Origin of the sequence: Mesorhizobium sp. M6A.T.Ce.TU.002.03.1.1, assembly GCF_003997275.1 — a bacterium.
Taxonomy (GTDB): Bacteria; Pseudomonadota; Alphaproteobacteria; order Rhizobiales; family Rhizobiaceae; genus Mesorhizobium; species Mesorhizobium mediterraneum.
Genome location: NZ_RZTI01000031.1, coordinates 1 through 23,232, shown reverse-complemented (window position 1 = coordinate 23,232; position 23,232 = coordinate 1). Strand labels below are relative to the sequence as shown.

The 23,232-nt window shown below is 58.8% G+C and carries 23 protein-coding genes and 1 pseudogene; 22 read left to right on the top strand and 2 right to left on the bottom strand.

Annotation, left to right across the window (positions count from 1 at the left end; translation table 11 throughout):
* The first annotated feature begins 267 nt into the window (after window positions 1–267).
* Genes queC through queE form a run of 3 tightly spaced genes read left to right on the top strand, consistent with a single transcriptional unit; the run spans window position 268 to window position 2,053 of the window.
* On the top strand, window positions 268–966 hold the full coding sequence (queC, locus tag EOC93_RS12465; protein ID WP_127204754.1) for a 7-cyano-7-deazaguanine synthase QueC: 699 nt from the start codon (window positions 268–270) through the stop codon (window positions 964–966).
* On the top strand, window positions 966–1,322 hold the full coding sequence (queD, locus tag EOC93_RS12460) for a 6-carboxytetrahydropterin synthase QueD (protein ID WP_126104984.1): 357 nt from the start codon (window positions 966–968) through the stop codon (window positions 1,320–1,322). The genes queC and queD overlap by 1 nt, the downstream gene beginning before the upstream one ends.
* A 5-nt stretch (window positions 1,323–1,327) precedes the next feature.
* Complete coding sequence (gene queE / locus EOC93_RS12455; protein WP_164547284.1) at window positions 1,328–2,053, top strand: 7-carboxy-7-deazaguanine synthase QueE; 726 nt, start codon at window positions 1,328–1,330, stop codon at window positions 2,051–2,053.
* A 576-nt stretch (window positions 2,054–2,629) separates the two neighbouring features.
* Here queE and EOC93_RS12450 read toward each other — a convergent pair.
* Together EOC93_RS12450 and EOC93_RS12445 are read right to left on the bottom strand one after the other, a co-directional pair.
* Window positions 2,630–3,058 (bottom strand): hypothetical protein, encoded by a 429-nt coding sequence (locus EOC93_RS12450; RefSeq protein ID WP_029356531.1) that lies wholly within the window; start codon window positions 3,056–3,058, stop codon window positions 2,630–2,632.
* Window positions 3,040–3,603 carry a type II toxin-antitoxin system prevent-host-death family antitoxin gene (locus EOC93_RS12445; protein ID WP_240992587.1) on the bottom strand — a complete coding sequence of 188 codons (564 nt, stop codon included), beginning with the start codon at window positions 3,601–3,603 and terminating at the stop codon, window positions 3,040–3,042. The genes EOC93_RS12450 and EOC93_RS12445 overlap by 19 nt, the downstream gene beginning before the upstream one ends.
* A gap of 579 nt (window positions 3,604–4,182) precedes the next feature.
* Between EOC93_RS12445 and nifH the strand changes: the two genes are divergently transcribed.
* From nifH to EOC93_RS12350, 19 genes and pseudogenes are all read left to right on the top strand, one after another.
* On the top strand, window positions 4,183–5,076 hold the full coding sequence (gene nifH / locus EOC93_RS12440; RefSeq protein WP_024505261.1) for a nitrogenase iron protein: 894 nt from the start codon (window positions 4,183–4,185) through the stop codon (window positions 5,074–5,076).
* A gap of 86 nt (window positions 5,077–5,162) precedes the next feature.
* Window positions 5,163–6,665, top strand: a complete 1,503-nt coding sequence (nifD, locus tag EOC93_RS12435; protein WP_024505262.1) for a nitrogenase molybdenum-iron protein alpha chain — start codon at window positions 5,163–5,165, stop codon at window positions 6,663–6,665.
* Window positions 6,666–6,794: 129 nt separating this feature from the next.
* Complete coding sequence (gene nifK, locus EOC93_RS12430; protein WP_024505263.1) at window positions 6,795–8,336, top strand: nitrogenase molybdenum-iron protein subunit beta; 1,542 nt, start codon at window positions 6,795–6,797, stop codon at window positions 8,334–8,336.
* 61 nt (window positions 8,337–8,397) lie between these two features.
* Window positions 8,398–9,873: a nitrogenase iron-molybdenum cofactor biosynthesis protein NifE gene (nifE, locus tag EOC93_RS12425; RefSeq protein ID WP_127204746.1), complete on the top strand. Its 1,476-nt coding sequence runs from the start codon at window positions 8,398–8,400 to the stop codon at window positions 9,871–9,873.
* A gap of 8 nt (window positions 9,874–9,881) precedes the next feature.
* Window positions 9,882–11,234 carry a nitrogenase iron-molybdenum cofactor biosynthesis protein NifN gene (gene nifN / locus EOC93_RS12420; RefSeq protein ID WP_126104986.1) on the top strand — a complete coding sequence of 451 codons (1,353 nt, stop codon included), beginning with the start codon at window positions 9,882–9,884 and terminating at the stop codon, window positions 11,232–11,234.
* Window positions 11,231–11,728: a nitrogen fixation protein NifX gene (nifX, locus tag EOC93_RS12415; RefSeq protein WP_127204745.1), complete on the top strand. Its 498-nt coding sequence runs from the start codon at window positions 11,231–11,233 to the stop codon at window positions 11,726–11,728. The genes nifN and nifX overlap by 4 nt, the downstream gene beginning before the upstream one ends.
* 16 nt (window positions 11,729–11,744) lie before the next feature.
* Window positions 11,745–12,224, top strand: coding sequence for a NifX-associated nitrogen fixation protein (locus tag EOC93_RS12410; RefSeq protein ID WP_024505267.1), 480 nt, complete (start codon window positions 11,745–11,747; stop codon window positions 12,222–12,224).
* A gap of 107 nt (window positions 12,225–12,331) precedes the next feature.
* Window positions 12,332–13,036, top strand: a complete 705-nt coding sequence (locus EOC93_RS12405) for a response regulator transcription factor (protein ID WP_224571202.1) — start codon at window positions 12,332–12,334, stop codon at window positions 13,034–13,036.
* Window positions 13,037–13,131: 95 nt separating this feature from the next.
* Complete coding sequence (locus EOC93_RS12400) at window positions 13,132–14,004, top strand: universal stress protein (RefSeq protein ID WP_127204744.1); 873 nt, start codon at window positions 13,132–13,134, stop codon at window positions 14,002–14,004.
* 842 nt (window positions 14,005–14,846) lie between these two features.
* Complete coding sequence (locus tag EOC93_RS12395; RefSeq protein ID WP_063169368.1) at window positions 14,847–16,145, top strand: SidA/IucD/PvdA family monooxygenase; 1,299 nt, start codon at window positions 14,847–14,849, stop codon at window positions 16,143–16,145.
* Between the two features lie 13 nt (window positions 16,146–16,158).
* Window positions 16,159–16,536, top strand: coding sequence for a hypothetical protein (locus EOC93_RS12390; protein WP_024505270.1), 378 nt, complete (start codon window positions 16,159–16,161; stop codon window positions 16,534–16,536).
* 272 nt (window positions 16,537–16,808) lie between these two features.
* Window positions 16,809–17,954, top strand: coding sequence for a TlpA disulfide reductase family protein (locus tag EOC93_RS12385; RefSeq protein ID WP_127204743.1), 1,146 nt, complete (start codon window positions 16,809–16,811; stop codon window positions 17,952–17,954).
* A 320-nt stretch (window positions 17,955–18,274) separates the two neighbouring features.
* Entirely contained in the window at window positions 18,275–18,718 is a 444-nt protein-coding gene (locus EOC93_RS12380) for a DUF269 domain-containing protein (RefSeq protein WP_245458169.1), read from the top strand.
* A gap of 91 nt (window positions 18,719–18,809) precedes the next feature.
* Window positions 18,810–18,968 carry a CCE_0567 family metalloprotein gene (locus EOC93_RS12375; protein ID WP_224571204.1) on the top strand — a complete coding sequence of 53 codons (159 nt, stop codon included), beginning with the start codon at window positions 18,810–18,812 and terminating at the stop codon, window positions 18,966–18,968.
* On the top strand, window positions 18,965–19,282 hold the full coding sequence (gene fdxB / locus EOC93_RS12370) for a ferredoxin III, nif-specific (RefSeq protein ID WP_206532231.1): 318 nt from the start codon (window positions 18,965–18,967) through the stop codon (window positions 19,280–19,282). Before EOC93_RS12375 ends, fdxB begins: the two co-directional genes overlap by 4 nt.
* A complete protein-coding gene (locus EOC93_RS35550) occupies window positions 19,188–19,553 on the top strand; it encodes an exopolysaccharide production repressor protein (protein WP_348627599.1) in 366 nt (121 codons plus the stop codon). Before fdxB ends, EOC93_RS35550 begins: the two co-directional genes overlap by 95 nt.
* A gap of 399 nt (window positions 19,554–19,952) precedes the next feature.
* Window positions 19,953–20,966: a 1-aminocyclopropane-1-carboxylate deaminase gene (locus EOC93_RS12360; RefSeq protein ID WP_024505903.1), complete on the top strand. Its 1,014-nt coding sequence runs from the start codon at window positions 19,953–19,955 to the stop codon at window positions 20,964–20,966.
* Window positions 20,967–21,565: 599 nt separating this feature from the next.
* Window positions 21,566–22,723, top strand: coding sequence for a TlpA disulfide reductase family protein (locus tag EOC93_RS12355; protein WP_127204741.1), 1,158 nt, complete (start codon window positions 21,566–21,568; stop codon window positions 22,721–22,723).
* Window positions 22,724–23,045: 322 nt separating this feature from the next.
* Window positions 23,046–23,232 (top strand): annotated as a pseudogene (locus EOC93_RS12350) (hypothetical protein); the annotation flags it as partial.

Genomic DNA, 23,232 nt, shown 5'->3' with positions numbered 1-23,232 from the left:
TTAATTGAGAGGCAGCCGATGTCGGCCGAACATCACCTTGTCTCGAAGTCGACGAATCCGACAGCAGGTTGCGAAAGTGCGCGCGACACGAACAAACTGCTGAAGCGCTCAACTCTTATTGATCACGCGTGTTGGACGCGACCCATTCTCGTTCCAATCGGGCTGAGCGCAAATTCTCCCGGTTCACAAAATTGCGTCGCTGGAGTAGTGGGGGCGCAGAGAAATCTCCGGTCGCAGCCTTACCCGGTCAAAACAAGGATACCAATGATGAAGACTCTCGCCGTCTGCTCTGGCGGATTGGACTCCGTTTCCCTTGCTCACATGGTGGCAGCGGAGCATGAACTCACCGGCCTTCTATCTTTCGACTATGGCCAACGGCACAGGAAGGAATTGGGCTTCGCCGCTCTTTGCGCGCAGCGACTGAAGGTCCCGCACCAGATCATCGACATCGGCGAAATCGGCCGTGGCCTTTCCGGCTCAGCGCTGACCGACAGTGTCGACGTGCCGGACGGCCACTACGCCGAAGACACGATGAAGATTACGGTGGTGCCGAACCGCAATGCCATCATGTTGGCAATCGCCTTCGGTCTCGCCGCCGCCCACAACGCCGAAGCGGTGGCGGCGGCCGTGCATGGTGGGGACCATTTCATCTATCCCGATTGCCGTCCGGCCTTCATTGAAGCTTTCCAGACAATGCAAGACCGCGCGCTCGACGGCTATGCGCAGATACGCCTCTATGCACCGTATGTGAATCTCGGAAAAGCTGACATTGTTGCGGATGGCGCAAGATACGGCACCCCGTTTGCTGAGACCTGGTCCTGTTACAAGGGCGGCGTGCGTCACTGCGGGCGATGCGGGACCTGCGTCGAGCGGCGCGAAGCGTTCCATCTCGCCGGGCACGCTGATCCCACCGACTACGAGGACGCCGATTTCTGGCTCGAGGCGCTGCGCAGGAGGCGCGCGTAATGTTCCGCATCAGCAAGGAATTCCACTTCTCGGCCTCGCATCAGCTCAACTCCTTGCCTCCCAACCATCAATGTGCGCGCCTGCACGGGCATAACTATGTCGTCGTAGTGGAGCTGTCGGCCAAGGAATTGGACGCCCACGGCTTCGTGCGCGACTATCACGATCTGGCGCCGCTCAAACGCTACATTGACGAGAGCTTCGACCATCGGCACCTCAACGACGTGCTGGGACATGAGAAGGTCACGGCGGAATGCCTGGCCAGACATTTCTATGAATGGTGCAAGGCACGTCTGCCGCAGACCGCGGCCGTGCGCGTTAGCGAAACACCGAAAACTTGGGCGGAATACCGTCCGTGACCGACATGCATCCCTTTATCCGTGTGAGCGAGATATTCGGGCCGACGATCCAGGGCGAGGGCGTGCTCATCGGCTTGCCGACGGTGTTCATCAGAACCGGCGGATGTGATTATCGCTGTTCATGGTGCGACAGCCTTCACGCGGTGGACAACCAGTATCGCCATGAATGGCTACCGATGCCGATCGATGCCGTGTGGCAAACCGTCCATGCGCTTTCCGGCGGCAGGCCGGTTATGGTCTCCTTGTCAGGCGGCAACCCGGCCATTCAGCCGTTCGGTCCCCTCATAGAACGAGGCCATCGCGAGGGCTATCGTTTTGCACTGGAAACGCAGGGTTCCGTGGTGAGGGAGTGGTTTGCGGATCTTGACGTGCTGATCCTTAGCCCAAAGCCGCCGTCCAGCGAAATGACGACCCGTTGGGCTGCGTTTGAGGCGTGCCTCGAAGCGGCGCAACAGAAGCCGCAAATCGTGCTCAAGCTCGTCGTTTTCGACGAGAGTGACTATGCCTACGCCAAAGAAGTCGCGGCGCGATATCCGCACCTTCCGATCTATCTGCAACCCGGCAATCACACGCCGCCGCGCCCCGGCAGTGAAGACGCCTCTGTCGACTTGGACGGAATAATGATGCGAATGGAATGGCTTGTCGAAAGGGTGACCAGCGACAGGTGGTTCGAAGCCCGCGTGTTGCCGCAGCTGCACGTTCTGCTTTGGGGTAACAAGAGGGCGGTCTAGTCTGCGGCTTGCGTCGCACCGGAAGGCCGGGCTCCGCCGGCTTGGCAGGCTCTCTTCGCGTGCCGAGTACAGCCGAGCTTTGTTCGCGCCAGCGGTCTCGCGATTGTGCGGCTGGAAACCGCCCGGACGCCCGCTGCCGGCGTGTGTCCTTGACTCCGATGAGCGGTCGTCACGCAAAGTTGAAATCCGCAAGAACTGGCCTTCTCGCCCCAGCTGCTTGACTGTTTCCTCCGTCGCAAGCACGTCATCCCTCTCATCCTTGTCCAGCCCTTATCGATGTATCTCATGGTCCGGCCTGACGCTCGACTGTCAGACACCAGAACGCCAAAGGGGCTGGCCCGCCGGTCAACGGCAGCTGCTAAACAGAACGGCGATGTGCATGGGAATGCATCCGTTGCTTAAATGCCTTCCATAAAGAAGATCGATTTCCTCACTGGCCCAACGATCTCATGGATTTGTTCACGCAACAGGTGAAGCCGTCCGAGATTACGGCGCAACTCGGCTCGGCTTCGTTCCGGTCGGGGCATACGCTACCCGCACCGTCGGACCCTTTGCCCGCGCGTGTTCGATTGCCGCTCACTCGTCATCTTCTGGCGGTTCTAGTTTGCCAACCGAAACCTCTAGCCTCGTGGTGCACTCAATAAGGTTAGCTAGCAATTTGGCATCAATGTCTGTGTGCCCCTCGTACTCGGAGAGGTTTCGCTCGTTGTGCGCCTTTAGAAAAATCTGAATGTCAGCCTTGTCGGTTCCGACGGTATGAACGAGCGCTTGAAACACCGAAGTGCGATTGTCCGAGCGATAGCCTTCGCGGCGTAGGGCTGCCAGGGCAAGCCGATGCGCAGCTCCATATAAGAGAGTGAATTGGCTGTCGGGGTCGAGACCTTTCTGTGCGTCAGTTAAATTCTTGCGCGCGCCACCCAGCATGCCGTCATATTCGGACAGCGATGGGGGCTCACTTTTCATCAGCCCAATCTTTACGAGGTTGTCTAGTTCTTGCTTGCCCACGCTTGTAAATCTTTCTCCGAGCCGATGAGGAAAATCTTTGGAAGGGTACTTACCTTGCGGACAAACGACCCTTTCTGCGACGCCTTTCGTTGCCATTCCTCCGGCGACAGAAATGTCGGACTGACCTTTCGGCCTAGTCTCAGTTCCGCGTTTTGTGCGGCTGAATAAAGTTCAGAGAGGTTCAGGTTATCGCCGACCACCATCAAATCGATATCGCTGCGTTCTGTGTCCGTGCCTTTGGCGACTGAACCGTACACGAAGGCAGATTTGATCGAATGAAAGTGCGACAGCAATTCCCTTAGTGGCTCGGTTGGTATTTGGTTCTTAAGTGAAAAGTGCGCCGTGCTCTGCAAAGCAGGGGGGGCTGCGTTCTCAGGCCCCGCGCTAGTGCCGTCACGATGCGCCTTTAGGCGCTGGTATTCATCGACCGAAAGCAGCACAAGCCGTTCGCGGCCATTCTTGCTGATGATCACGGGTTCCGCTAGCGCCTTGTCCTGATACACCCCAAAGTTGCGCTGAAATTCAACCGAGCTAATGACCGACATAGAATTGTCCCGATAATCCGTCATATCCGTATAATACGTATCTTTTTGAAAATATCAATGATCTCGTGCTAAGGTACTGAATTATTTGCCTTCGGCGGAACCAACTCGTAGACGGGCTATGAAAGGTTAAGCGCGGATGTCTATCGGCCGCCGGCGTTCCCGCTCCGCAAGCCTGCCTGAACTATTCCGCGCGGCGGTCAAGCCCCAGGCTCCTGCTCATCCAGCGACCGCCCGATCAATAGCAGGCCGGAAAGACAATAGCCGACGTCTTCCGATGGTCTCGCCATCAGATTTGGGCTAGCTCCCCATTATCCCGCTTCGAGGTCGACACAGGGCGGTTTCGATGGCGCACGACAATCTGTGTCGGCTTTGTCGTGTCCGTGACAGAGGCCTGAAAGGCCCGCTCGCGCGTTTTGCCGCCGTCTAAGTGGCTGGAATTTAATAACAAAGTTTCTTCTCGGATCGGCCGATCACGCTGGTACGCTTTTTGCGATGCTTGGTGTGAGGCGGCACGAGCTGCCTATCGGCACTTGTGTCGCGGGCAGTCGCGATGATTAGAACGAAGGAAGGAAAGCTATTATGTCAGGTCTGCGTCAGATCGCCTTTTACGGCAAAGGCGGCATCGGCAAGTCCACCACCTCCCAAAATACGCTCGCCGCCCTTGTCGACCTCGGGCAGAGAATCCTCATCGTAGGATGCGACCCCAAAGCCGATTCCACACGCTTGATCCTGAATTCGAAAGCTCAGGATACCGTCCTGGATCTCGCCGCACAGGAAGGTTCGGTGGAAGACCTCGAACTCCAGGACGTGCTCAAGGTCGGCTACAGAGGCATCAAGTGCGTGGAGTCCGGCGGCCCCGAGCCGGGTGTCGGTTGCGCCGGCCGCGGCGTCATCACCTCGATCAATTTCCTCGAGGAGAATGGCGCTTATGACGATGTCGATTATGTCTCCTATGACGTCCTCGGCGACGTGGTATGCGGCGGCTTCGCCATGCCGATCCGCGAAGGCAAGGCCCAGGAGATCTACATCGTCATGTCCGGCGAGATGATGGCGCTCTATGCCGCCAACAACATCGCCAAGGGCATCCTCAAATATGCCCATTCGGGCGGTGTGCGGCTGGGCGGGCTGATCTGCAATGAACGTCAAACCGACCGTGAACTCGATCTGGCCGAAGCACTGGCTGGCCGATTGAATTCCAAGCTCATCCACTTCGTGCCCCGCGACAACATCGTCCAGCATGCCGAACTCAGGAAGATGTCGGTGATCCAGTACGCGCCGGACTCCAAGCAGGCAGGGGAATACCGCGCTCTGGCCGAGAAGATCCACGCCAATTCGGGCCAGGGTACGATCCCGACGCCGATCACCATGGAGGAGCTGGAGGAGATGCTGCTCGACTTCGGCATCATGAAGACCGACGAGCAGATGCTTGCCGAGCTTCACTCCAAGGAAGCGGCGAAGGCGGCGGCCCAGTAGTGACATTAGCGCTGCCATGAATCGGCGCGCCTTGCAGAGAACGGCGCCTATTCGTTGAGGCGTCACCCAACCTTGAAAGGGGACTCATGAGCCGGGAATACGAGAATGACGGTGCTCTTCATGCGAAGCTTATCGAAGAGGTGCTGTCGCATTATCCCGACAAGGCGGCGAAGCGCCGCAAGAAGCACCTCAACGTCGCAAAGAGCGGCAACGAGGCTGGCGGGGAAAGCGAGGTCCTTTCCGAATGCGACGTCAAATCGAACATCAAGTCCATTCCCGGGGTGATGACGATTCGCGGCTGTGCATATGCGGGTTCGAAAGGCGTGGTGTGGGGGCCAGTCAAGGATATGGTCCATATCTCGCACGGCCCGGTCGGCTGCGGCCAATATTCTTGGTCGCAGCGCCGCAACTACTACGTCGGTACGACGGGCGTCGACACGTTCGGGACAATGCAGTTCACCTCCGATTTCCAGGAGAAGGACATCGTCTTCGGCGGCGACAAGAAGCTGGAACAGATCATTGACGAGATTGAAGTCTTGTTTCCGCTCAACAACGGCATCACCGTGCAATCCGAATGCCCTATCGGCCTGATTGGCGATGACACCGAGGCGGTTTCTCGCAAAAAGACCAAGGAGTATGACAAGACGATCGTGCCGGTACGCTGCGAGGGTTTCCGCGGCGTCTCGCAGTCGCTTGGCCACCACATCGCCAATGATGCGATCCGGGATTGGGTCTTCGACAAAAAGGATGTCAAGTTCGAGGCCGGCCCCTACGACGTCAACGTCATCGGCGACTACAATATCGGCGGCGATGCCTGGGCCTCGCGCATACTGCTTGAGGAGATAGGGCTGCGCGTGGTCGGCAACTGGTCGGGTGACGCCACACTCGCAGAGATCGAGCGCGCCCCGAAGGCTAAGCTCAATCTTATCCACTGCTACCGGTCGATGAACTACATCTGTCGGCATATGGAGGAAAAGTATGGCGTCGCCTGGATGGAGTACAATTTCTTCGGTCCCTCCCAGATCGAAGCCTCTCTGCGCAACATAGCCAAGCATTTTGGGCCGGAAATCGAGGAAAAGACCGAAAAGGTCATTGCCAAGTACAGGCCGCTTGTTGATGCGGTCATCGCCAAGTACCTGTCGCGCCTGGAAGGAAATACCGTGATGCTCTATGTCGGCGGCCTGCGCCCCCGCCACGTCGTCACGGCCTACGAGGACCTCGGCATGGTCATCGTGGGCACCGGCTATGAATTCGCCCACAGCGACGATTATCAGCGCACCGGCCACTACGTGAAGAACGGCACGCTGATCTATGATGACGTGACCGGCTATGAGTTGGAGAAATTCATCGAAGGGATTCGCCCAAATCTGGTCGGCTCGGGAATCAAAGAAAAATACCCGGTGCAGAAGATGGGCATACCGTTCCGCCAGATGCATTCCTGGGATTATTCAGGCCCGTATCACGGCTACGATGGCTTTGCCATTTTCGCACGTGATGTGGATCTCGCCATCAACAACCCGGTCTGGGACCTATTCCACGCGCCTTGGAAAAGAAGCCGGGGCGATGAGCGGGCGATGGCTGCCGAATAAACATCTGCTTTAGCCCCAGTCTCCCACTGAGACGGTGAACTCCCGCGGCCTCTGATCCGCCGGAGCCTGGAACGTCTTGACGTCCTGAGCTGCCGTACCGCGCAGCCAGATGCAAAAGAGGTAATCATCATGCCGCAGTCGGCTGAAAAAATTCTCGATCACGCTCCCCTGTTCCGCGAGCCGGAATACAGAAAGATGCTCGCTGAGAAGAAGCTAAACTTCGAATGTCCGCACCCCGATGAGATCGTTTCCGATCAGCGCGATTTCACCCAGACGTGGGAATACCGCGAAAAGAACCTCGCCCGCAAAGCGCTTGTCGTGAACCCGGCCAAGGCCTGCCAGCCGCTGGGTGCGGTATTCGCTGCCGCCGGCTTCGAGCGAACCATGTCCTTCGTCCACGGCAGCCAAGGTTGCGTCGCCTATTACCGCTCGCACCTGTCGCGCCATTTCAAGGAGCCTGCCGCGGCGGTCTCCTCCTCAATGACCGAGGATGCGGCGGTGTTTGGCGGCCTGAAGAACATGGTCGACGGGCTCGCCAACACCTACCAGCTCTACGACCCGAAGATGATTGCCGTGTCGACGACCTGTATGGCAGAGGTCATTGGCGACGACCTGCACAGCTTCATCCAGAACGCCAAGGACGAAGATTCAGTCCCGCGCGACTTCGACGTGCCCTTTGCCCACACCCCGGCCTTCGTTGGCAGTCATGTCGACGGCTATGACAACATGGTCAAAGGCATTTTGGAGCACTTCTGGAAAGGCCAGGAGCGTACGCAAATCGAAGGAACCATCAACATCATTCCGGGCTTCGACGGCTTCTGCGTCGGCAACAACCGGGAGCTCAAGCGCCTGCTCGATGTAATGGGCGTGTCCTACACATTGATCCAGGATGCCTCTGACCAGTTCGATACGCCTTCGGACGGTGAATACCGCATGTATGACGGGGGCACGAAGATCAACGAGGTGAAGAAGGCCCTCAACGCCGAGGCAACGCTTTCGCTGCAGCATCACAACACCCGAAAGACACTGGGCTATTGCGAGGAGGTCGGGCAGGCGACGGCCTCGTTCCACTATCCGCTCGGCGTTCAGGCGACGGACGAATTCCTGATGGAGGTCGCGGCGATTTCCGGCAAGGAGATTCCCGAGGCAATTCGCCTCGAGCGCGGCCGACTGGTAGACGCCATGGCGGACAGCCAATCCTGGTTGCATGGTAAGAAATACGCCATCTACGGTGATCCCGACTTCGTTCACGCGATGGCCCGCTTTGTCATGGAGACCGGCGGCGAGCCAACCCATTGCCTCGCCACCAATGGCACCTCGGCATGGGAAGCCGATTTGAAGAAGCTGCTAGCATCCTCGCCTTTCGGCAAGGCTGCCCAGGTTTGGGCGGGCAAGGACCTGTGGGCGCTGCGCTCACTGCTCTTTACCGAGCCGGTGGACCTTTTGATCGGCAATTCCTACGGCAAGTACCTGGAGCGCGACACCGGAACACCGCTGATCCGGCTGATGTTTCCGATCTTCGATCGGCACCATCATCACCGCTTTGCGCTCTTTGGCTACCAGGGCGCGTTGCGCGTGCTGACGACGATCCTCGACAAGATCTTCGACAAACTCGATCGCGAGACGAGCGAGACGGGTGTGACGGATTATTCCTATGACCTCACGCGCTAAGAGCCGTGGCCGGCTTTTCGCCGAGGCCATTCCTTGCCCAATGGACTGGGGAGGCTGAGCAATGTCCTCCCTCAGCGCCAAAATCAAGGACGCCTTCGATGAGCCCGCCTGCGATAAGAACCGTGGCAAAGATGCCAAGGCGCGCAAGGAGGGCTGCTCGAAGTCGCTGACACCAGGGGCGGCAGCCGGCGGCTGCGCCTTTGACGGAGCCAAGATCGTCCTGCAGCCGATCACCGACGTTGCGCATCTGGTCCATGCGCCGCTCGCCTGCGAAGGCAATTCTTGGGACAACCGTGGTGCGGTTTCGTCAGGGCCGACCTTGTGGCGGACAAGCTTCACGACCGACCTCACCGAACTCGACCTGGTGATGGGGCAGGGCGAGCGGAAACTCTTCAAGGCGATCCGCGAGATCAAGCACACATACGCGCCGCCAGCGATCTTCGTCTACTCGACTTGCGTAACGGCGCTGATCGGTGACGACATCGAGGCCGTGTGCAAACGCGCCACGGAAAAGTTCGGTTTGGCCGTGGTGCCGATCAATGCGCCTGGCCTGGCAGGCTCCAAGAACCTCGGCAATAAGCTCGCCGCCGAGGCGTTGCTCGATCATGTCATCGGCACGGTCGAACCCGACGACCCCGGACCCTACGACATCAACATCCTTGGCGAATTCAACCTCTCGGGCGAATTCTGGCTTGTAAAGCCGCTCCTCGATCGGCTCGGGATCCGGGTGCGCGCCTGCATTCCTGGCGATGCGCGTTACCGCGACATTGCTTCCGCGCACCGCGCCCGGGCGGCAATGATGGTGTGCTCGACCGCGCTGATCAGTCTTGCCCGCAAGATGGAGGAGCGCTGGGACATCCCGTTCTTCGAGGGCTCCTTCTATGGCATCTCCGACACATCGCAAGCTCTTCGAAACCTTGTCAGGCTGCTGGTGAGGAGGGGCGCCGATCCGGAGATCCTCGAGCGCACAGAGACGCTGATCGCGCAGCAGGAGGCGATCGCGTGGAAGAAACTCGAATCCTACCGGCAAAGGCTCCAAGGCAAGCGCGTGCTGCTCAACACAGGCGGTGTGAAGTCCTGGTCGGTTGTCCATGCGCTGATGGAGATCGGAATCGAGATCGTCGGCACCTCGATCAAGAAATCTACGGTGCAGGACAAGGAGCGCATCAAACAAGTTCTCAAGCACGACAAGCACATGTTCGAATCCATGGCTGCGAGCGAGCTGTACGCCATGCTCTCTGAACACAGGGCCGATATCATGCTGTCGGGCGGTCGCACGCAATTCATTGCGCTCAAGGCCAAGACGCCCTGGCTCGATATCAACCAGGAGCGCCAGCATCCTTATGCCGGCTATGACGGCATGGTGGAACTCGTACGCCAGATCGACCTCGCCATTCACAATCCGATCTGGTCTCAGGTGCGCCAGCCGGCCCCGTGGGATTGCCAGCCTGAGCTGATAGGCGAATTGCCGTGCACGAGGAACGAGACCGCGTACCTGTTTGATGAATTCGCCTGCGCGACGGCACACGAGTGTTGAGGCGACCGATGGCCCGCATCCTTCCCCAGAGCAAATCGGCGGCAGTCAACCCGCTGAAGTCGTCGCAGCCGCTGGGTGCCGCCTTTGCCTTTCTTGGCGTCGACGGTGCGATGCCGCTGTTCCACGGCAGCCAAGGCTGCACAAGCTTTGCGCTCGTTCTCTTCGTGCGGCACTTCAAAGAAGCGATTCCCTTGCAGACTACGGCGATGGATGAGGTGGCGACCATCCTCGGCGCAGCCGACCATCTGGAAGAGGCGATCCTCAACCTCAAGAACCGCACGAAGCCAACGCTGATCGGGGTGTGCACGACCGCGCTGGTGGAGACGCGTGGCGAAGATTGCGCGGGTGATATTGCCAACATCATGCGGAAGCACACGCAACAGCTTGCGGGTACGGAGGTCGTGCTGGCCAACACGCCGGATTTTGACGGCGCGATCGAAGAGGGCTGGGCCAAGGCAGTCACCGCAATGATCGAAGGGATTACGCGCTCGGGCGAACGGGCGCGGCACCCGAAGAAGATCGCAATCCTGCCCGGATGCAACCTCTCTGTCGCCGACATCGAGCATATGCGGGACATGGTTGAAAGCTTTGGGCTCAAGCCGGTTATTCTGCCCGACATTTCAGGCTCGCTCGACGGTACGGTTCCTGACCGCTGGGTAGCGACCACATACGGCGGCACCAGCGTCGAAGACATTCGCGAGTTGGGTACGGCCATGCGATGCATCGCCATCGGTGAGCACATGCGCCGCCCGGCGAAAGCGCTGCTCGGGTTGACCGGCGTGCCTTACGTGTTGTTCCAGTCACTGACTGGGCTGCAGGACACGGACCGCTTCGTGTCGCTGCTGTCTTCGATTTCGGGCGCGGCGGTACCGGCCCGCGTGCGCCGGCGCCGGGCGCAATTGCAGGACGCGATGCTCGACGGACATTTCCATTTCGGCGGCAAGAAAATTGCCATCGCTGCCGAACCAGACCAGCTGTTCCAACTTGCAACCTTCTTTGCTGGTCTCGGCTCCGAGATAGCCGCGGCCGTCACAACGACCGACAGGTCTAAAATTCTCAAGAAAGTCCCGGCGGTTTCGGTTCAGATCGGCGATCTCGGCGATCTGGAAAGTCTTGCCGTCGGTGCTGACCTGCTTGTCACGCATTCGCACGGGCGCCAAGCATCGGAGCGGCTCGGAATTCCGCTCATGCGCATCGGGTTCCCGGTCTTCGATCGACTAGGCAGCCAGCACAAGCTCGCAATTCTCTATCAGGGCACCCGCGACATGATCTTCGAGGTCGCCAGCATCTTCCAGGCCAACCAACACGCGCCCACTCCTGAGGCGCTTGATCCACTCCGTAATCGAGAAATATCACGATGAACGCTGTTCGCCGCCTCTCGCTGGTCAGTAATAAGGTTTTCGCCCCGATGCCTGAACGACGTAAGGGCGCATTGCGCGTTGCGATCGCCACTCAGGACATGCAGGACCTCAATGCCCATTTCGGGTCGGCCAGGCGCTTTGCTGTCTACGACGTGACGCGCGAGGAATGGAATCTCGTAGAAGCCGTGGCCTTCGATGACGTGTCCGATGAAAGCGGGGAGCATCGGGCCGAGCGCGATGATCGCATCACGCCAAAGGTGGATGCGCTCAAGGGCTGTCAGATCCTGTTTTGTCTGGCAATTGGCGGCCCTTCGGCAGCCAAGCTTGTCGCGGCAAAAATCCACCCGATCAAAGTGGCGGAGCCCCAATCGATCCCACAGGTGCTCTTGCGCACGCAGATGATGCTCAGGACGTGTCCTCCGCCTTGGCTGCGCAAGGTGCTGGCGCGAGCGGGCATTGCCGAAAAGAAACCGTCCTTCGAGGACGAGGACTGAAAAGAGGAGGACGCCAATGCCTGACCCCGCAATCCCCCCAGCTGTCGCCGAAGACGAGGCGGCTCTTTGCACCCCGTTCGTCAAATGCCTCGTGCGGCTGATCCGTTCTCAGGATTCCTACGGCTCGTGGGAACGCAAAGCGGACGCTGAGCTGCTGGGCGACTTCATCATTACCAAGGAACAGCGCCGAGGGATCCCAATCATCGGAGATCCCGATCCCGACGTGCTGTGGAGGCTCGACAAGTACTACGCCGCCATCGGGCTTGCGATCGAGGAGCGCTGCGGCCTTATGGCATCGCCGATGATCCAGGTGAGCCATGAGGGTTTTGGTCGGGTGCTTTTCACGACCGGACGGCTGGTCGTTTTGTCCAAAACGCTGCGCGATGTCCACCGGTTTGGCTTCGAGACGCTCCTGAAGCTCGCCACGGCCGGTACGAAGCTGGTCGACGATGCGATTTCAGTCATCGAAACCTTTCCCCACGTGGCGCTGGCATGATGGGCGCGATTTTCGAGAAAGGCCATCATGACGGACCCGAGAAACTATGTTGGCCAGTCCCCTCGATCCAGGGACTCGAGGCCGACCAGGTTGTTGGGGTATCGCCGATGAAGAAGCCGCTGGTCCTGATCTGCTCGCAAGATGCCGAGTTCTATCTGCTCTACAGCCACATACTGGAGGTTGACGGTTTCAGCAGTGAGACGGCAGACGGCGCGAAGGCTGCGCTGGCCTTGGCCGAACAACGGGAGCTTCAGGCCGTAGTGCTGGATTGCGACCCAGCCAGCATAAACGGGTCCGCAATTTGCGCCCACCTCAAGCGGGAACCGCGCACCACCGACCTGCCTATCATCGCCCTGATCGCGCCTGGCGCCGAGCACCAGCACCTCGATCTCTTGAAGGCAGGCGTTGAGAGCTTTGTGCGGCCGGTGGCTCCGGCCAAGCTGCTCGACTGCCTGCGGGCGAGGCTCGGGCTGACCAAGCGTGGTCCGAACGGGGTTGAAAACGACAGTTGGATTTGTTGTGGAGGCCTGGAGATGAAGCTCGATGCCCATCGGGTTCGCGGTAATGGCCACGACATCCATCTCGGACGGATCGATTTCAACGTGCTGCGGCTTATGATTGAGGCCCCCGGCAAGGTCTTCAGCCGGGACGAGCTTATCGGGGCGGCCTGGCTGCCCAACATTCATGTCGGTGCACGCACCGTCGATGTCCATATCAGCCGAATCAGGAGGGCGCTGAAAACGGCCTTGCCCGGCAGCGTCATTCGCACCGTCAGGTCGGCCGGCTACTCGCTCGAGAAGCCGGACGACTGAAATCGGTGATCGAACGTGGTGCCGCTCTCTCTTCCTCCTGAGAGCGGTGTTGCCGCTTTGAGGCGCTCCTAAAGAAGACCAGGAGAAGCAGGCAAATGGAATTTAAAAGCATCTTCAGTGTGACGGGTGCTGATCATTCTGATGAGGACCTCACAACAGCTGCCGGACTGTGTGCCCAGGTCGGCGCGCACCTATCGGTACTCATTATACCGCCTCCATTGCTCTTGATGTCGTCTCCGCCCCCCGAATGGAATACAGGACGTGCACAGGCAATTGCAGTACCGAACTATCGATTTCAGCAAATCGAGAAATTTTCACAGGACGTGACCAGAATGGAAAGACGGTCCGCGGATATCCTCAAAAGGCTGAAAGCTATGTCGCTTTCCTGTGACGTTGACACCGACTATTGCGATCCGGCTAGCCTCGGTGAAGTGGCACGACAGCGGGCGCTCTGCGCTGACCTGACGATCGTTGGAGGAGACCTCCTCAACGATGAGACTCTCGGACCTCCTGTTGTCAACGGCTGCTTGTTCGATAGCGGAAAGCCGGTGCTCATCGTGCCGAAGGGCGTTAAGGCGACGCTGTCGCCTCGACGCGTGCTGGTCGGCTGGGATTCGCGTGTAGAGGCCTCGCGTGCGGTTCGGGAAGCTCTTAGTATCCTATCCGCTGCCAAGGAAGTCTGTGTCGCTATGGTCGATCCAAAGGCGCAAAACAACGGGAAAGGCGCGCAGTCTGGAGCTGACATCGCTGCCTATCTTACTCGGCACGGTGCTCGGGTCTCCGTTGACCTGCTTAAGAGCGCCGGCAAATCGGCGGGCACAGTGCTGACCCAGCACGCGAACGACATCTGTGCTGACATGATGGTCATGGGTGCTTATGGCAGCCGTGGGCTGCGTGAGCGGATTTTCGGCGGTCCGCCGAGCTGGAGCTTTGGGAAGACCACATTGCCGCTGTTTTTGGCTCGCTGATCAGCTCCGTAGGAACACCGATCAGGTCGTAGGACCGCCAACCAGTCCGAAGTCGTCGTCGGTTACCGGTCGGATTGCGGAGACATGGCTGGATCCGCGAACATCTTGCGACGCTTGTCAGAGCCAAACCGGACGCCTCGACTGCTTCACGACGCTCTCGTGAACCAACTCGTGCGAGATCGTCCGCAACGGGCAGTAAAGACGAACGGCTGCAGCAGACCGCAGCCAAGCCACAGGGCGGGTGTACCAGGAGACCCCGCCTCGTGCGCGAACCCTGTTGGAAGGCCCCTTATCAGTACCCGGACGCGCGTCAAATCGGCGGCTGTCCCTGTCAGCCTGCGGTGTGCAAGGGCCGCTGCCGCGGAGCTTCCCCTGCCCGATCGTCGGGCGTGCGACAATGTCGGATTCCAGACGAGCTGGAACTGCGCGAACTCGTTGGTTTGACAGGTCTTTATCCGGCACGCCGCATGCATGGGAGTCTCCGAAAGCATTAAGAGCCGTTATCCATGGTTACGCCCCTCGAAAGAAAGAGCCGCTTCCGTCGTGGCAGGGAAACAGCCACTCCTGGGGTGGAGGCCGGCGCTAGAAGCCGCCGTAAGATCCGGAAGAGCCGCGCGACAGCATCACACACTTTCCTTCTGCTCTTGGGTTCGGATCACGCCGCGCCGCTGTCGATGCCGCCGACATTGAGCCCAAGACCTGGAAGGCGGCACACGCTTTTGCTGTCCTCTCAGTCGGGACCGCGGCTCAAGCATGCTTGTGAGGTTCGCATTGCTCAATGCCCGGCGATCGACGTCAACATGCCGCTGAGTTGGAAAACACTCCTAGAGGAGTAAGGATAAGTGGACCTCTTTTGTATTGGTGTGGGTGCTGGACCATCTAATTTGAGCCTTGCGTGTCAGATACAGGAAGAGATTGCGCAAGGGGCACTGTTCCTGGACCGGGAGGTCGATTTCCGAGGACATCCAGGCAGCGCTTTCGATTGCGCGGAGCTCCAGGTCGGCCACTTCCAGGATCTGGTTACTCTGGTCAATCCGCGATCAGCCTACACATTCGTAAACTACCTCCACGAGAACGGGCGTCTTTACAATTTCCTCAATGCGCAATTTCACGGGGTGCTTAGAGCCGAGTTCGCCCAATATCTCAACTGGGCGTTCCAGAAGAATCCGCTTGTCCGTGGCGGCGAGGCCGTTCGCGAAATCCGCTTTGACGGCGAGTTTCGCGTGCGGACGGACAACGCGGTCCTTGATGCAAGAAACCTCGTCATCGACATAGGCAAGCAGGCGCAAATTCCGCCTCAGTTTCATGGCTGGACTGGACCCAACCTGTTCCACTCATCTGAGTTGGCCCACATCAATCCTGAGGTGCAAAAAAAGCATGTCTGCGTTGTTGGCGGCGGACAGTCGGGAGCCGAGCTGCTACTGCACCTTGTCGGCCGGCCGAAAGAACGGCGGCCCGCGGCGATCACATGGGTCTTGACGCGCGAGATGCCTTTCGACGACCACGCGTTCACAAACGGGCTGTTCACGCCATGCTTCTCGGATCGTTTTGCTGCGATGAGCGAGGTGCATCGACAGCTGTTCCTGCGGCGTTTCGCGCTTGCCTCCGAGGGCATTTCAGAAAGCAAGTTGCGCGCGGTCTATCAGGCGCTCTACCACCACGCCTTTCTCGAGCCACACCAATGCGAGATCACATTGCGGCCAAGTTGCAACGTGTCGCGCTGCATCAATGCCGGAGCAGGGCACAGGCTCACGCTGCAACGCGGCTTGGACAACATCGGAGAAGTAACCGCCGATATCGTCATCCTGGCCACCGGGTACGAGAAACCGCTGCCGGGTTTCCTAGAACCGATCGCAGATCGCCTCGAACAGATCGGCAATGAGCTCGCCATCGGCGAGGATTTTTCGGTGTACTGGGACGGACCGCGAGACCGACGCCTTTTCGTTCAGAACGCCTGCCTTGGACAGCGCGGGCTGGCTGATCCGAACTTTGGGCTGCTGGCCTGGCGAGCGCGCCGCATCCTTGACAGCCTTCTGCGGCGCGCGCCATGCGCCAATCCCGAGCATCTAGGGTTCATCAACCGTCCCTTGACGGAGTGCTGGCCCGACCTCGGAGTCGAACAAATGGGCAGCGGGATATGATTCGTCGATATTGATGATCGGCGGTGGCATTCAGGAAAGATTTCCGCCTCTGGCGGCAAAAGCGGGACGAGCAATATTCCTACGGCGTCAGATCGCTCTGCTCGCGCTTGAGCAAGGTAGCGTCGCGCGACTCCTGCTTGGCGTGAAACAGCAAAGGGCATTCAATCACGATGCAGCTTTACGTGCTGTCGGGCTCAACGCCACGTGGATCGAGCCCAACGCCGCCGTTGGCAACCGCGACGCGAATTATGACGCCGGGCCACATGCGGCGGTGGCTGCAAGGGTACCGAGCCTCTCCCGCACTTTCGACCCCATCGCCGAAGTGCGACTACTCCAGGACGCCGAAGCCGGTCTTATCGCCAGCGGGCCAGCCAAACTCTCACCTTCCTAAACGGCAGCCGCTAAGGTGAGCCGTCGAAAGCCGACATTCAGGTTAACGTCAGCTGGCCATGTTAGGGCTCGCTTATTCAAGGCGGTACCGGCGCTTGCCGAAGCTAAGAAGGGTTGGCATGCCCTTTGCCGTGCTTGATGTGCGGCAACACGGTGAGAGCTTCGCTGAAGCAAGCGAGAGGGAGCAATGCCCTCGAGACCGTGTCCGATTTTGACTGGAAAATATTCCGCGACAAAAGAGACGAAAGGTGTGGAATGACTTTGGACACCAAGATGGAACTGCGTATGGGGTCCCCGGCTCCTGCGCTGAAAGTGGAGAACTGGCTGCGTGGCGAGCCCCTCACGAGCCTTCGGCCCGGCAAGGTCTACCTCGTTGAATTTTGGGCGACTTGGTGCCGACCATGTGTCCACGCCATGCCCCATTTGATCGAACTGCAGGAGAAATATAAAGACAGCGGATTTGAGATTATCGGAGTCGCAGCTTGCGAAAAGGCTGCAACCGCGGACGAAGCGCGGACCAACGTGGATGCTTGGCTGACCGAGAAGTTCCCGAATCTGAATTATCGGACAGCGTTCGATTGCACTGGCGAAATGAAAAAGCTCTGGCTGGAACCCAGCTCTTCGTTCGGGATTCCCACCTCGTTCGTGGTCGACCGCGACGGCCACATCGCTTATATCGGCCACCCGGCACCTCTCGATGACGTTTTGCCGAAAGTCCTTAACGGCAGCTGGCGCAGCAGCTATGAAGCGAAAGCCGTCGATGCAAAGCGAATCTCGCGTGTGCGCGAATCGTCGCTGAGTCGGCCGATATACGCCAAACTTGGGCCGGCGATGCAGGACGAGGATTGGGCAGCGGCACTATTGGCCATCGAAGAAGGCCTCGCCGTGATACCAGACTCTTTTGATTTTCGGCGGGTTCATGCGGATCTTCTGCTTCACAAGCTGCGCGACATCAAAACCGGCTTGCCGCTTATGCGCGAATTGGTCGAGGACGCGATCAACAAAAAGTTCGAAGCGATGTCTTGGGTGGTGATGGCGCTGAACCAACTCTTCCATCCCACGATCGACAACTCCCATCTTCCGCATGATGATCGCTTTGCGATGGGCAAGGAGCTCTCCGAACAGATCCTGGAACTTAATCCTCCGCAAGGCGATGGACCCTTTAAATTCGGGTGTTACTTCCCGGTCGCTCAGTATTATTACGAGAGCGGCAACAAGGACCGGGCGATCGAGTTGATCGAGGTGGCAATCAAATCGCTGGACCATTCGGAGCCAGTGCCGGACCAAACCAAACAGCGCTACCTCACCTCGTTGCTCCAAGCCCTGGCCAACTACACGGGTGAGCCTGCCTGTCACGCGGGTCTCTGTGTGGCTCCGCAAAACAAGACTTCCGAAACTCAAAACGCTGTCACTTCCTGAGCAAGGATCGCGAAGGGCATGACAATTGGAATTGAACACCGGCAAATCCGCCCGCCCAGGCGCACTTCGCAGCAAGAACGTCGATGCCGCAAAAGTGCGCGGCTTGCGGCAGGTGGAATTTCCATTGCGTTTACCTCGGGTCGAACCGCGGCGCAGGCGTTCGCGCCGCGGTGAAAGGTCTCGCACTGGTGGACGTGCTCGAGGTCGGCCACGGGACACTGTTGCGTGGGATCGGCTCGCCCAAGCCATTCCCCGCCCACGCAAGCGCCCGAACCACACATCGCAGAAAAAGAGATCGTCCTTCAAGAGGAGTACTGAAATTGAGGAAAAGCGAAATTCCTCATGAACCGGTTGGCCCTGCTGTCCACAAGGACGACGAGGCCCTTGCTTCCCCGTTCGTCAAATGCCTCCTGCGGCTCATTCGTACTCAGGATTCCTTCGGCTTATGGGAAGGCCATTCGGATGCCGAGCTGCTGGCCGAGTTCATCATCACCAAGCAACAGCAACGTGCGGTACCCTTTGGCGGCGATCCCGATCCTGACGCGCTGTGGAGGCTCGACATGTTTTACACCGCCGTAGCGCTTGCGATCGAGGAGCGCTCCGGCGTGTCGACGTCGCCGACAATAGAAATGAAACCCGTGGGGGCTTCCGGCGGTTGGGCGTTCTGTCGAGACGTCCACCGGTTCGGCTTCGAGACTTTCCGCAAACTTGCTGAGGCCGGTACGAAACTGGTCGACGATGCGACTGCAGCCATTGAAGCCTAGCCCGAGATGGAGCGCATCAAGAAAACCATTGTTCCAGGAAGGATCTATGTCAGACCTAGATAGGATGAGGAAGAAAGTCTGAAAGCTCCAGTTGCGTGCAGCTATTGCCAAGATGGCATTGCAGGACCTCGTCGAGGGTCTGCCGGGCAAGTGGGCCGACATACAGGAAGTCGCCGAGAAAACCCAAGCCGTTTATGCCGAGTTGGATGTTGCCAAGAGAGAACTCGCTTCAATGAAGAATTTAGGATGATGCGCACATTCACCACCCGTGACGGCTCCATTTGGATGCCGTCGTACCTGACCTCCATCGATAGCAACACCTGCATCGGCTGCTGCCGTTGTTTCAAGGTCTGCTCGCGCGATGTCATGCATCTTCACGGCGTCGATGATGCGGGTGAAATCCTCGGCCCCTGCGATGACGAGGACGATGATTTCGACGGCAAGCTCAATCGCATGATCATGGTTGTCGATGATGCCGGCCGCTGCATCGGCTGCGGAGCCTGCGGCCGCGTCTGCCCCAAGAACTGCCAGACGCATGTTGCGGCCGACGGGCTCGCAACATGATCTGGCGAAAACCAGGGGAGCGGCGTGCACTTCATCTTTTTGTCGGCTCGTGAGGCTGGTCCTGTGCAGCAATGCGTCGATGGTTTACTTCGCTTTGGATTCGCTCCGTGTGGCAGTCGTCACGACGCTGGCCTGTTCGCTGCTGCTTCAGGCCGGCTACTTCGGCCGCGTGCTCTTTCTGATCTGGCAGTCCTCTAGCCGCGCTCGTGGAACTCGCCACAGGGGCCAGCATGCCGATGGTTACAGGAAAGCTCGGGTACCAGTCGTCTGACTCTGATCAACTGCGGAATGCAATTTTCAGCTGTGTCCCGGCTTGGTCGAATGCCCAGCATGTGCCGCTGCTTTGATGCGCGGATGACAGGATCAGTGCTCAGACCCACACCAATTTTGGTCACCCTCTGATGACTGAGCTGATCGTATAGGGAATCTGTGTTCGGCTAACACGCGACCACATTCGGTGTCCTTAGGCCGGGAGATGCGGGTGGTTGGTCGATTAGGCACATAAGAGTCATCGCAGCACGCTGGATGCGGTGTGCTTGTCGCAATGACAAACTCGGTGCTGCACTACCGGACTTCTGCACCCGCTTCGAAAGACGGGTGTCTTTGATCACACATACCCCTGGGCTGACCGGTGCGTAGCCGGTTCAGGTACTTTTTTGCTGGAGATAGCATGCTGGAAAAATTCGAACGTTATCCGCTCACCTTTGGACCCACGCCGATCGAGAGGCTCGACCGCCTCGGCAAGCATCTGGGCGACAAGGTGGAAATCTACGTCAAACGCGAGGACTGCAACTCCGGTCTCGCGTTCGGCGGAAACAAGCTGCGCAAGCTCGAATACATTGTGCCCGACGCGATCGCGTCAGATGCCGATACGCTCGTCACAATCGGTGGCGTGCAGTCCAACCATACGCGCATGGTCGCTGCGGTCGCCGCCAAGATCGGCATGAAATGCCTCCTGGTCCAGGAGAGCTGGGTCCCACATGATGATGCTGTCTACGACCGGGTCGGCAATATCCTCTTGAGCCGCATCATGGGGGCAGAGGTGCGCCTGGTTGACGAGGGCTTTGACATCGGCATCCGCCGCAGCTGGGAAAAGGCACTTTATGAAGTCAAGGCAAGGGGCGGCAGGCCATATGCGATACCTGCCGGCGCCTCTGTCCACAAATACGGCGGCCTGGGCTATGTGGGGTTCGCTGAGGAGGTGCGTGCCCAGGAAGAGCAGCTTGGGTTTGCCTTCGACTATATCGTCGTCTGTACGGTGACTGGTTCAACCCACGGCGGCATGCTCGTCGGGTTCGCCAAGGATGGTCGACAGCGCAACGTGATCGGTATCGATGCCTCCGCCATGCCCGCCAAGACCAAGGCGCAGGTGCTTGGCATCGCCCAAAATACAGCGAAGCTCGTCCACCTCGGAGCGGAAATTGTCGAGGCAGACGTGGTGTTGTTCATGGACTACGCGTACCCGGGTTATGGCGTTCCATCGGAGGAAACCAAAGAGGCAATCCGTTTGTGCGCGCGGCTCGAGGGCATGATTACGGACCCCGTTTACGAGGGCAAATCGATGCAAGGGATGATCGACCTCGTCCAGAGGGGCTTCTTTCCACAGGGATCGAGGGTCCTCTACGCACATCTAGGCGGCGCGCCGGCGATCAACGGGTACGGCTACACCTTTCGCAACGGCTGACGTTCGGCAGTCTGCGATTCCGCGGTCGCGCTCGAACGTGGGTAGGTAGCGTCGTTCGAGCGCTTGGCTGGAGAAGTGGAGGCAGCGACGGGCATCCACTAATTGGTACCATTACGTGCTGTCGGGGCTCAACGCCACGCGCATTGAGCGCATGCCGCCGTTGGCAACCGCGAGGCGAATTTTGACTCCGGGGCAAGAATCCACACGCGGCGGTGGCGGCACGAGGACCAAGCCGGCGAGTTCGCGCTTTCGAACTGGCGCCAAACTGCCACTGCTCGAGGACCGAGGCCAGTCTAATCACAGGCGAGCCGTCCAAGCTCTCAAGAGTGATAGGGCGAAACCCGACAGCGGCAGAAGACATGTCGGGTTCACGACAATCGGCCGCATTTGGCCTCGTGGAGAATTTCAAAGCATTTCCCGCCGCTTACCGGAGCTGAGGGAATTGGCACCTCCGTTGCAGCTTGATGTGCGGCAACACGGTGAGAGCTTCGCTGAAGCAAGCCAGAGGGAGCGATGCCCTCGAGACCGTGTCCGATTTTGACTGGAAAATATTCCGCGACAAAAGAGACGAAAGGTGTGGAATGACTTTGGACACCAAGATGGAACTGCGTATGGGGTCCCCGGCTCCTGCGATCAAAGTGGAGAACTGGCTGCGTGGCGAGCCCCTCACGAACTTTCGGCCCGGCAAGGTCTACCTCGTTGAGTTTTGGGCGACTCGGTGCGGACCATGTGTCGACGCCATGCCCCATTTGATCGAACTGCAGGAGAAATATGAAGGCAGCGGATTTGAGGCGGTCGGAGTTGCCGCCTGCGAACAGGGTCCTACCGCAGACGAGGCGCGGACCAACGTGGATGCCTGGCTGACCGAGAAGTTCCCGAATCTGAATTATCGTATCGGGTTCGATTACATTGGCGAAATGAACAAGCTCTGGATGGATCCCAGCTCTTCGATTGGGATTCCCACCTCGTTCGTGGTCGACCGCGACGGCCACATCGCTTTTATCGGCCACCCGGCGGAACTCGATGACGTTTTGCCGAAAGTCCTTAACGGCAGCTGGCGCAGCAGCTATGAAGCGAAAGCCGCCGATGCAAAGCGCATCGCGCATAACCAACTTGCAGCGCGCGAAATGTCGCTTACCGGGCCGATATACGCCAAACTTGAGCCGGCGATGCAGGCCGAGGATTGGACGGCGGCGCTCTTGGCCATCGAAGAAGGCCTCGCCTTGATGCCAGACTCTTGTGAGTTCCGGCAGATTCATGCGGATCTTCTGCTTCACAAGCTGCGCGACATCAAGACCGGCATGCCGGTCATGCGAGAATTGGTCGAGGACGCGATCGACAAAACGTCCGACGCGGTGTCGTGGATGGCCTTGGCCCTCAACCAACTCTTCGATCCCACGATGGACAATTCCCATCTTCCGCGCGCGGAGCGCTTTGCGATGGGCAACGAGCTCTCGGAACAGATACTGGCACTCAATCCCCCGAACGGCGATGGCCCGTTTAAATACCTCCGGTACCTCCCGGTAGCTCAGTATTATTACGAGAGCGGCAACAAAGATCGCGCAATCGAGTTGATCGAGGTGGCACTGAAATCGGTGGACCGGCTGGGGCCAATTCCGGACCACACCAAACAGTACTATCTTACCCCATTGCTCCAAGCACTGGCCAACTACACGGGTGAGCCTGCCTGTCGCGCGGATCTTTGTGTGGCTCCGCAAAAGAAGGCACCCGAAACTCAAAACGCAGTCACTTCCTGAGCAAGAATCGCGAAGGGACTGACAATTGGAATTGAACACTGGCCAATCCGCCCACGAGGCTCTCTTCGCAGCAAGTATGTCGATGCAGCAGGGCGGCGGCTTGCGGCAGGTTGGATTTCAATTGCGTTGACCACCGGTCGGATCGCGGCGCAGACGATGTGCGCCGCGAATTCGCGCCGTAGGTCTCGCACTCGTGGACATGTGGAGGTCGGCCACGGGCACTCTTGGGGTTGGCCCGCCCAAGCCATTCGTCGGCCACGCAAGTGGACCCGGAGTGGGCATCGCAGGAAAAGGAAATCGTACCTCGAAGACGAAGACTGAAATGACGAACAACGAAATTCCTCATGAACCGGTTGGCCCTGCTGTCAACAATGACGAAGAAGCCCTTGCTTCCCCGTTCGTCAAATGCCTCCTGCGGCTCATTCGTACTCAGGATTCCTTCGGCTTATGGGAAGGCCATTCGGATGCCGAGCTGCTGGCCGAGTTCATCATCACCAAGCAACAGCAAC

What these genes read in the sequence shown, in the direction of transcription:
- nifD (WP_024505262.1), top strand. Translation starts at nt 5,163, where the DNA reads ATGAGCCGGGAATACGAGAATGACGGTGCTCTTCATGCGAAGCTTATC.
- nifH (WP_024505261.1), top strand. Translation starts at nt 4,183, where the DNA reads ATGTCAGGTCTGCGTCAGATCGCCTTTTACGGCAAAGGCGGCATCGGC.
- EOC93_RS12385 (WP_127204743.1), top strand. Translation starts at nt 16,809, where the DNA reads ATGGAACTGCGTATGGGGTCCCCGGCTCCTGCGCTGAAAGTGGAGAAC.
- EOC93_RS12405 (WP_224571202.1), top strand. Translation starts at nt 12,332, where the DNA reads ATGAAGAAGCCGCTGGTCCTGATCTGCTCGCAAGATGCCGAGTTCTAT.
- EOC93_RS12410 (WP_024505267.1), top strand. Translation starts at nt 11,745, where the DNA reads ATGCCTGACCCCGCAATCCCCCCAGCTGTCGCCGAAGACGAGGCGGCT.
- nifK (WP_024505263.1), top strand. Translation starts at nt 6,795, where the DNA reads ATGCCGCAGTCGGCTGAAAAAATTCTCGATCACGCTCCCCTGTTCCGC.
- queE (WP_164547284.1), top strand. Translation starts at nt 1,328, where the DNA reads ATGCATCCCTTTATCCGTGTGAGCGAGATATTCGGGCCGACGATCCAG.
- nifX (WP_127204745.1), top strand. Translation starts at nt 11,231, where the DNA reads ATGAACGCTGTTCGCCGCCTCTCGCTGGTCAGTAATAAGGTTTTCGCC.
- nifN (WP_126104986.1), top strand. Translation starts at nt 9,882, where the DNA reads ATGGCCCGCATCCTTCCCCAGAGCAAATCGGCGGCAGTCAACCCGCTG.
- EOC93_RS12445 (WP_240992587.1), bottom strand. Translation starts at nt 3,603, where the DNA reads ATGTCGGTCATTAGCTCGGTTGAATTTCAGCGCAACTTTGGGGTGTAT.
- EOC93_RS35550 (WP_348627599.1), top strand. Translation starts at nt 19,188, where the DNA reads ATGATGCCGGCCGCTGCATCGGCTGCGGAGCCTGCGGCCGCGTCTGCC.
- queC (WP_127204754.1), top strand. Translation starts at nt 268, where the DNA reads ATGAAGACTCTCGCCGTCTGCTCTGGCGGATTGGACTCCGTTTCCCTT.
- EOC93_RS12360 (WP_024505903.1), top strand. Translation starts at nt 19,953, where the DNA reads ATGCTGGAAAAATTCGAACGTTATCCGCTCACCTTTGGACCCACGCCG.
- EOC93_RS12355 (WP_127204741.1), top strand. Translation starts at nt 21,566, where the DNA reads ATGGAACTGCGTATGGGGTCCCCGGCTCCTGCGATCAAAGTGGAGAAC.
- EOC93_RS12390 (WP_024505270.1), top strand. Translation starts at nt 16,159, where the DNA reads ATGATCGGCGGTGGCATTCAGGAAAGATTTCCGCCTCTGGCGGCAAAA.
- EOC93_RS12400 (WP_127204744.1), top strand. Translation starts at nt 13,132, where the DNA reads ATGGAATTTAAAAGCATCTTCAGTGTGACGGGTGCTGATCATTCTGAT.
- queD (WP_126104984.1), top strand. Translation starts at nt 966, where the DNA reads ATGTTCCGCATCAGCAAGGAATTCCACTTCTCGGCCTCGCATCAGCTC.
- nifE (WP_127204746.1), top strand. Translation starts at nt 8,398, where the DNA reads ATGTCCTCCCTCAGCGCCAAAATCAAGGACGCCTTCGATGAGCCCGCC.
- fdxB (WP_206532231.1), top strand. Translation starts at nt 18,965, where the DNA reads ATGATGCGCACATTCACCACCCGTGACGGCTCCATTTGGATGCCGTCG.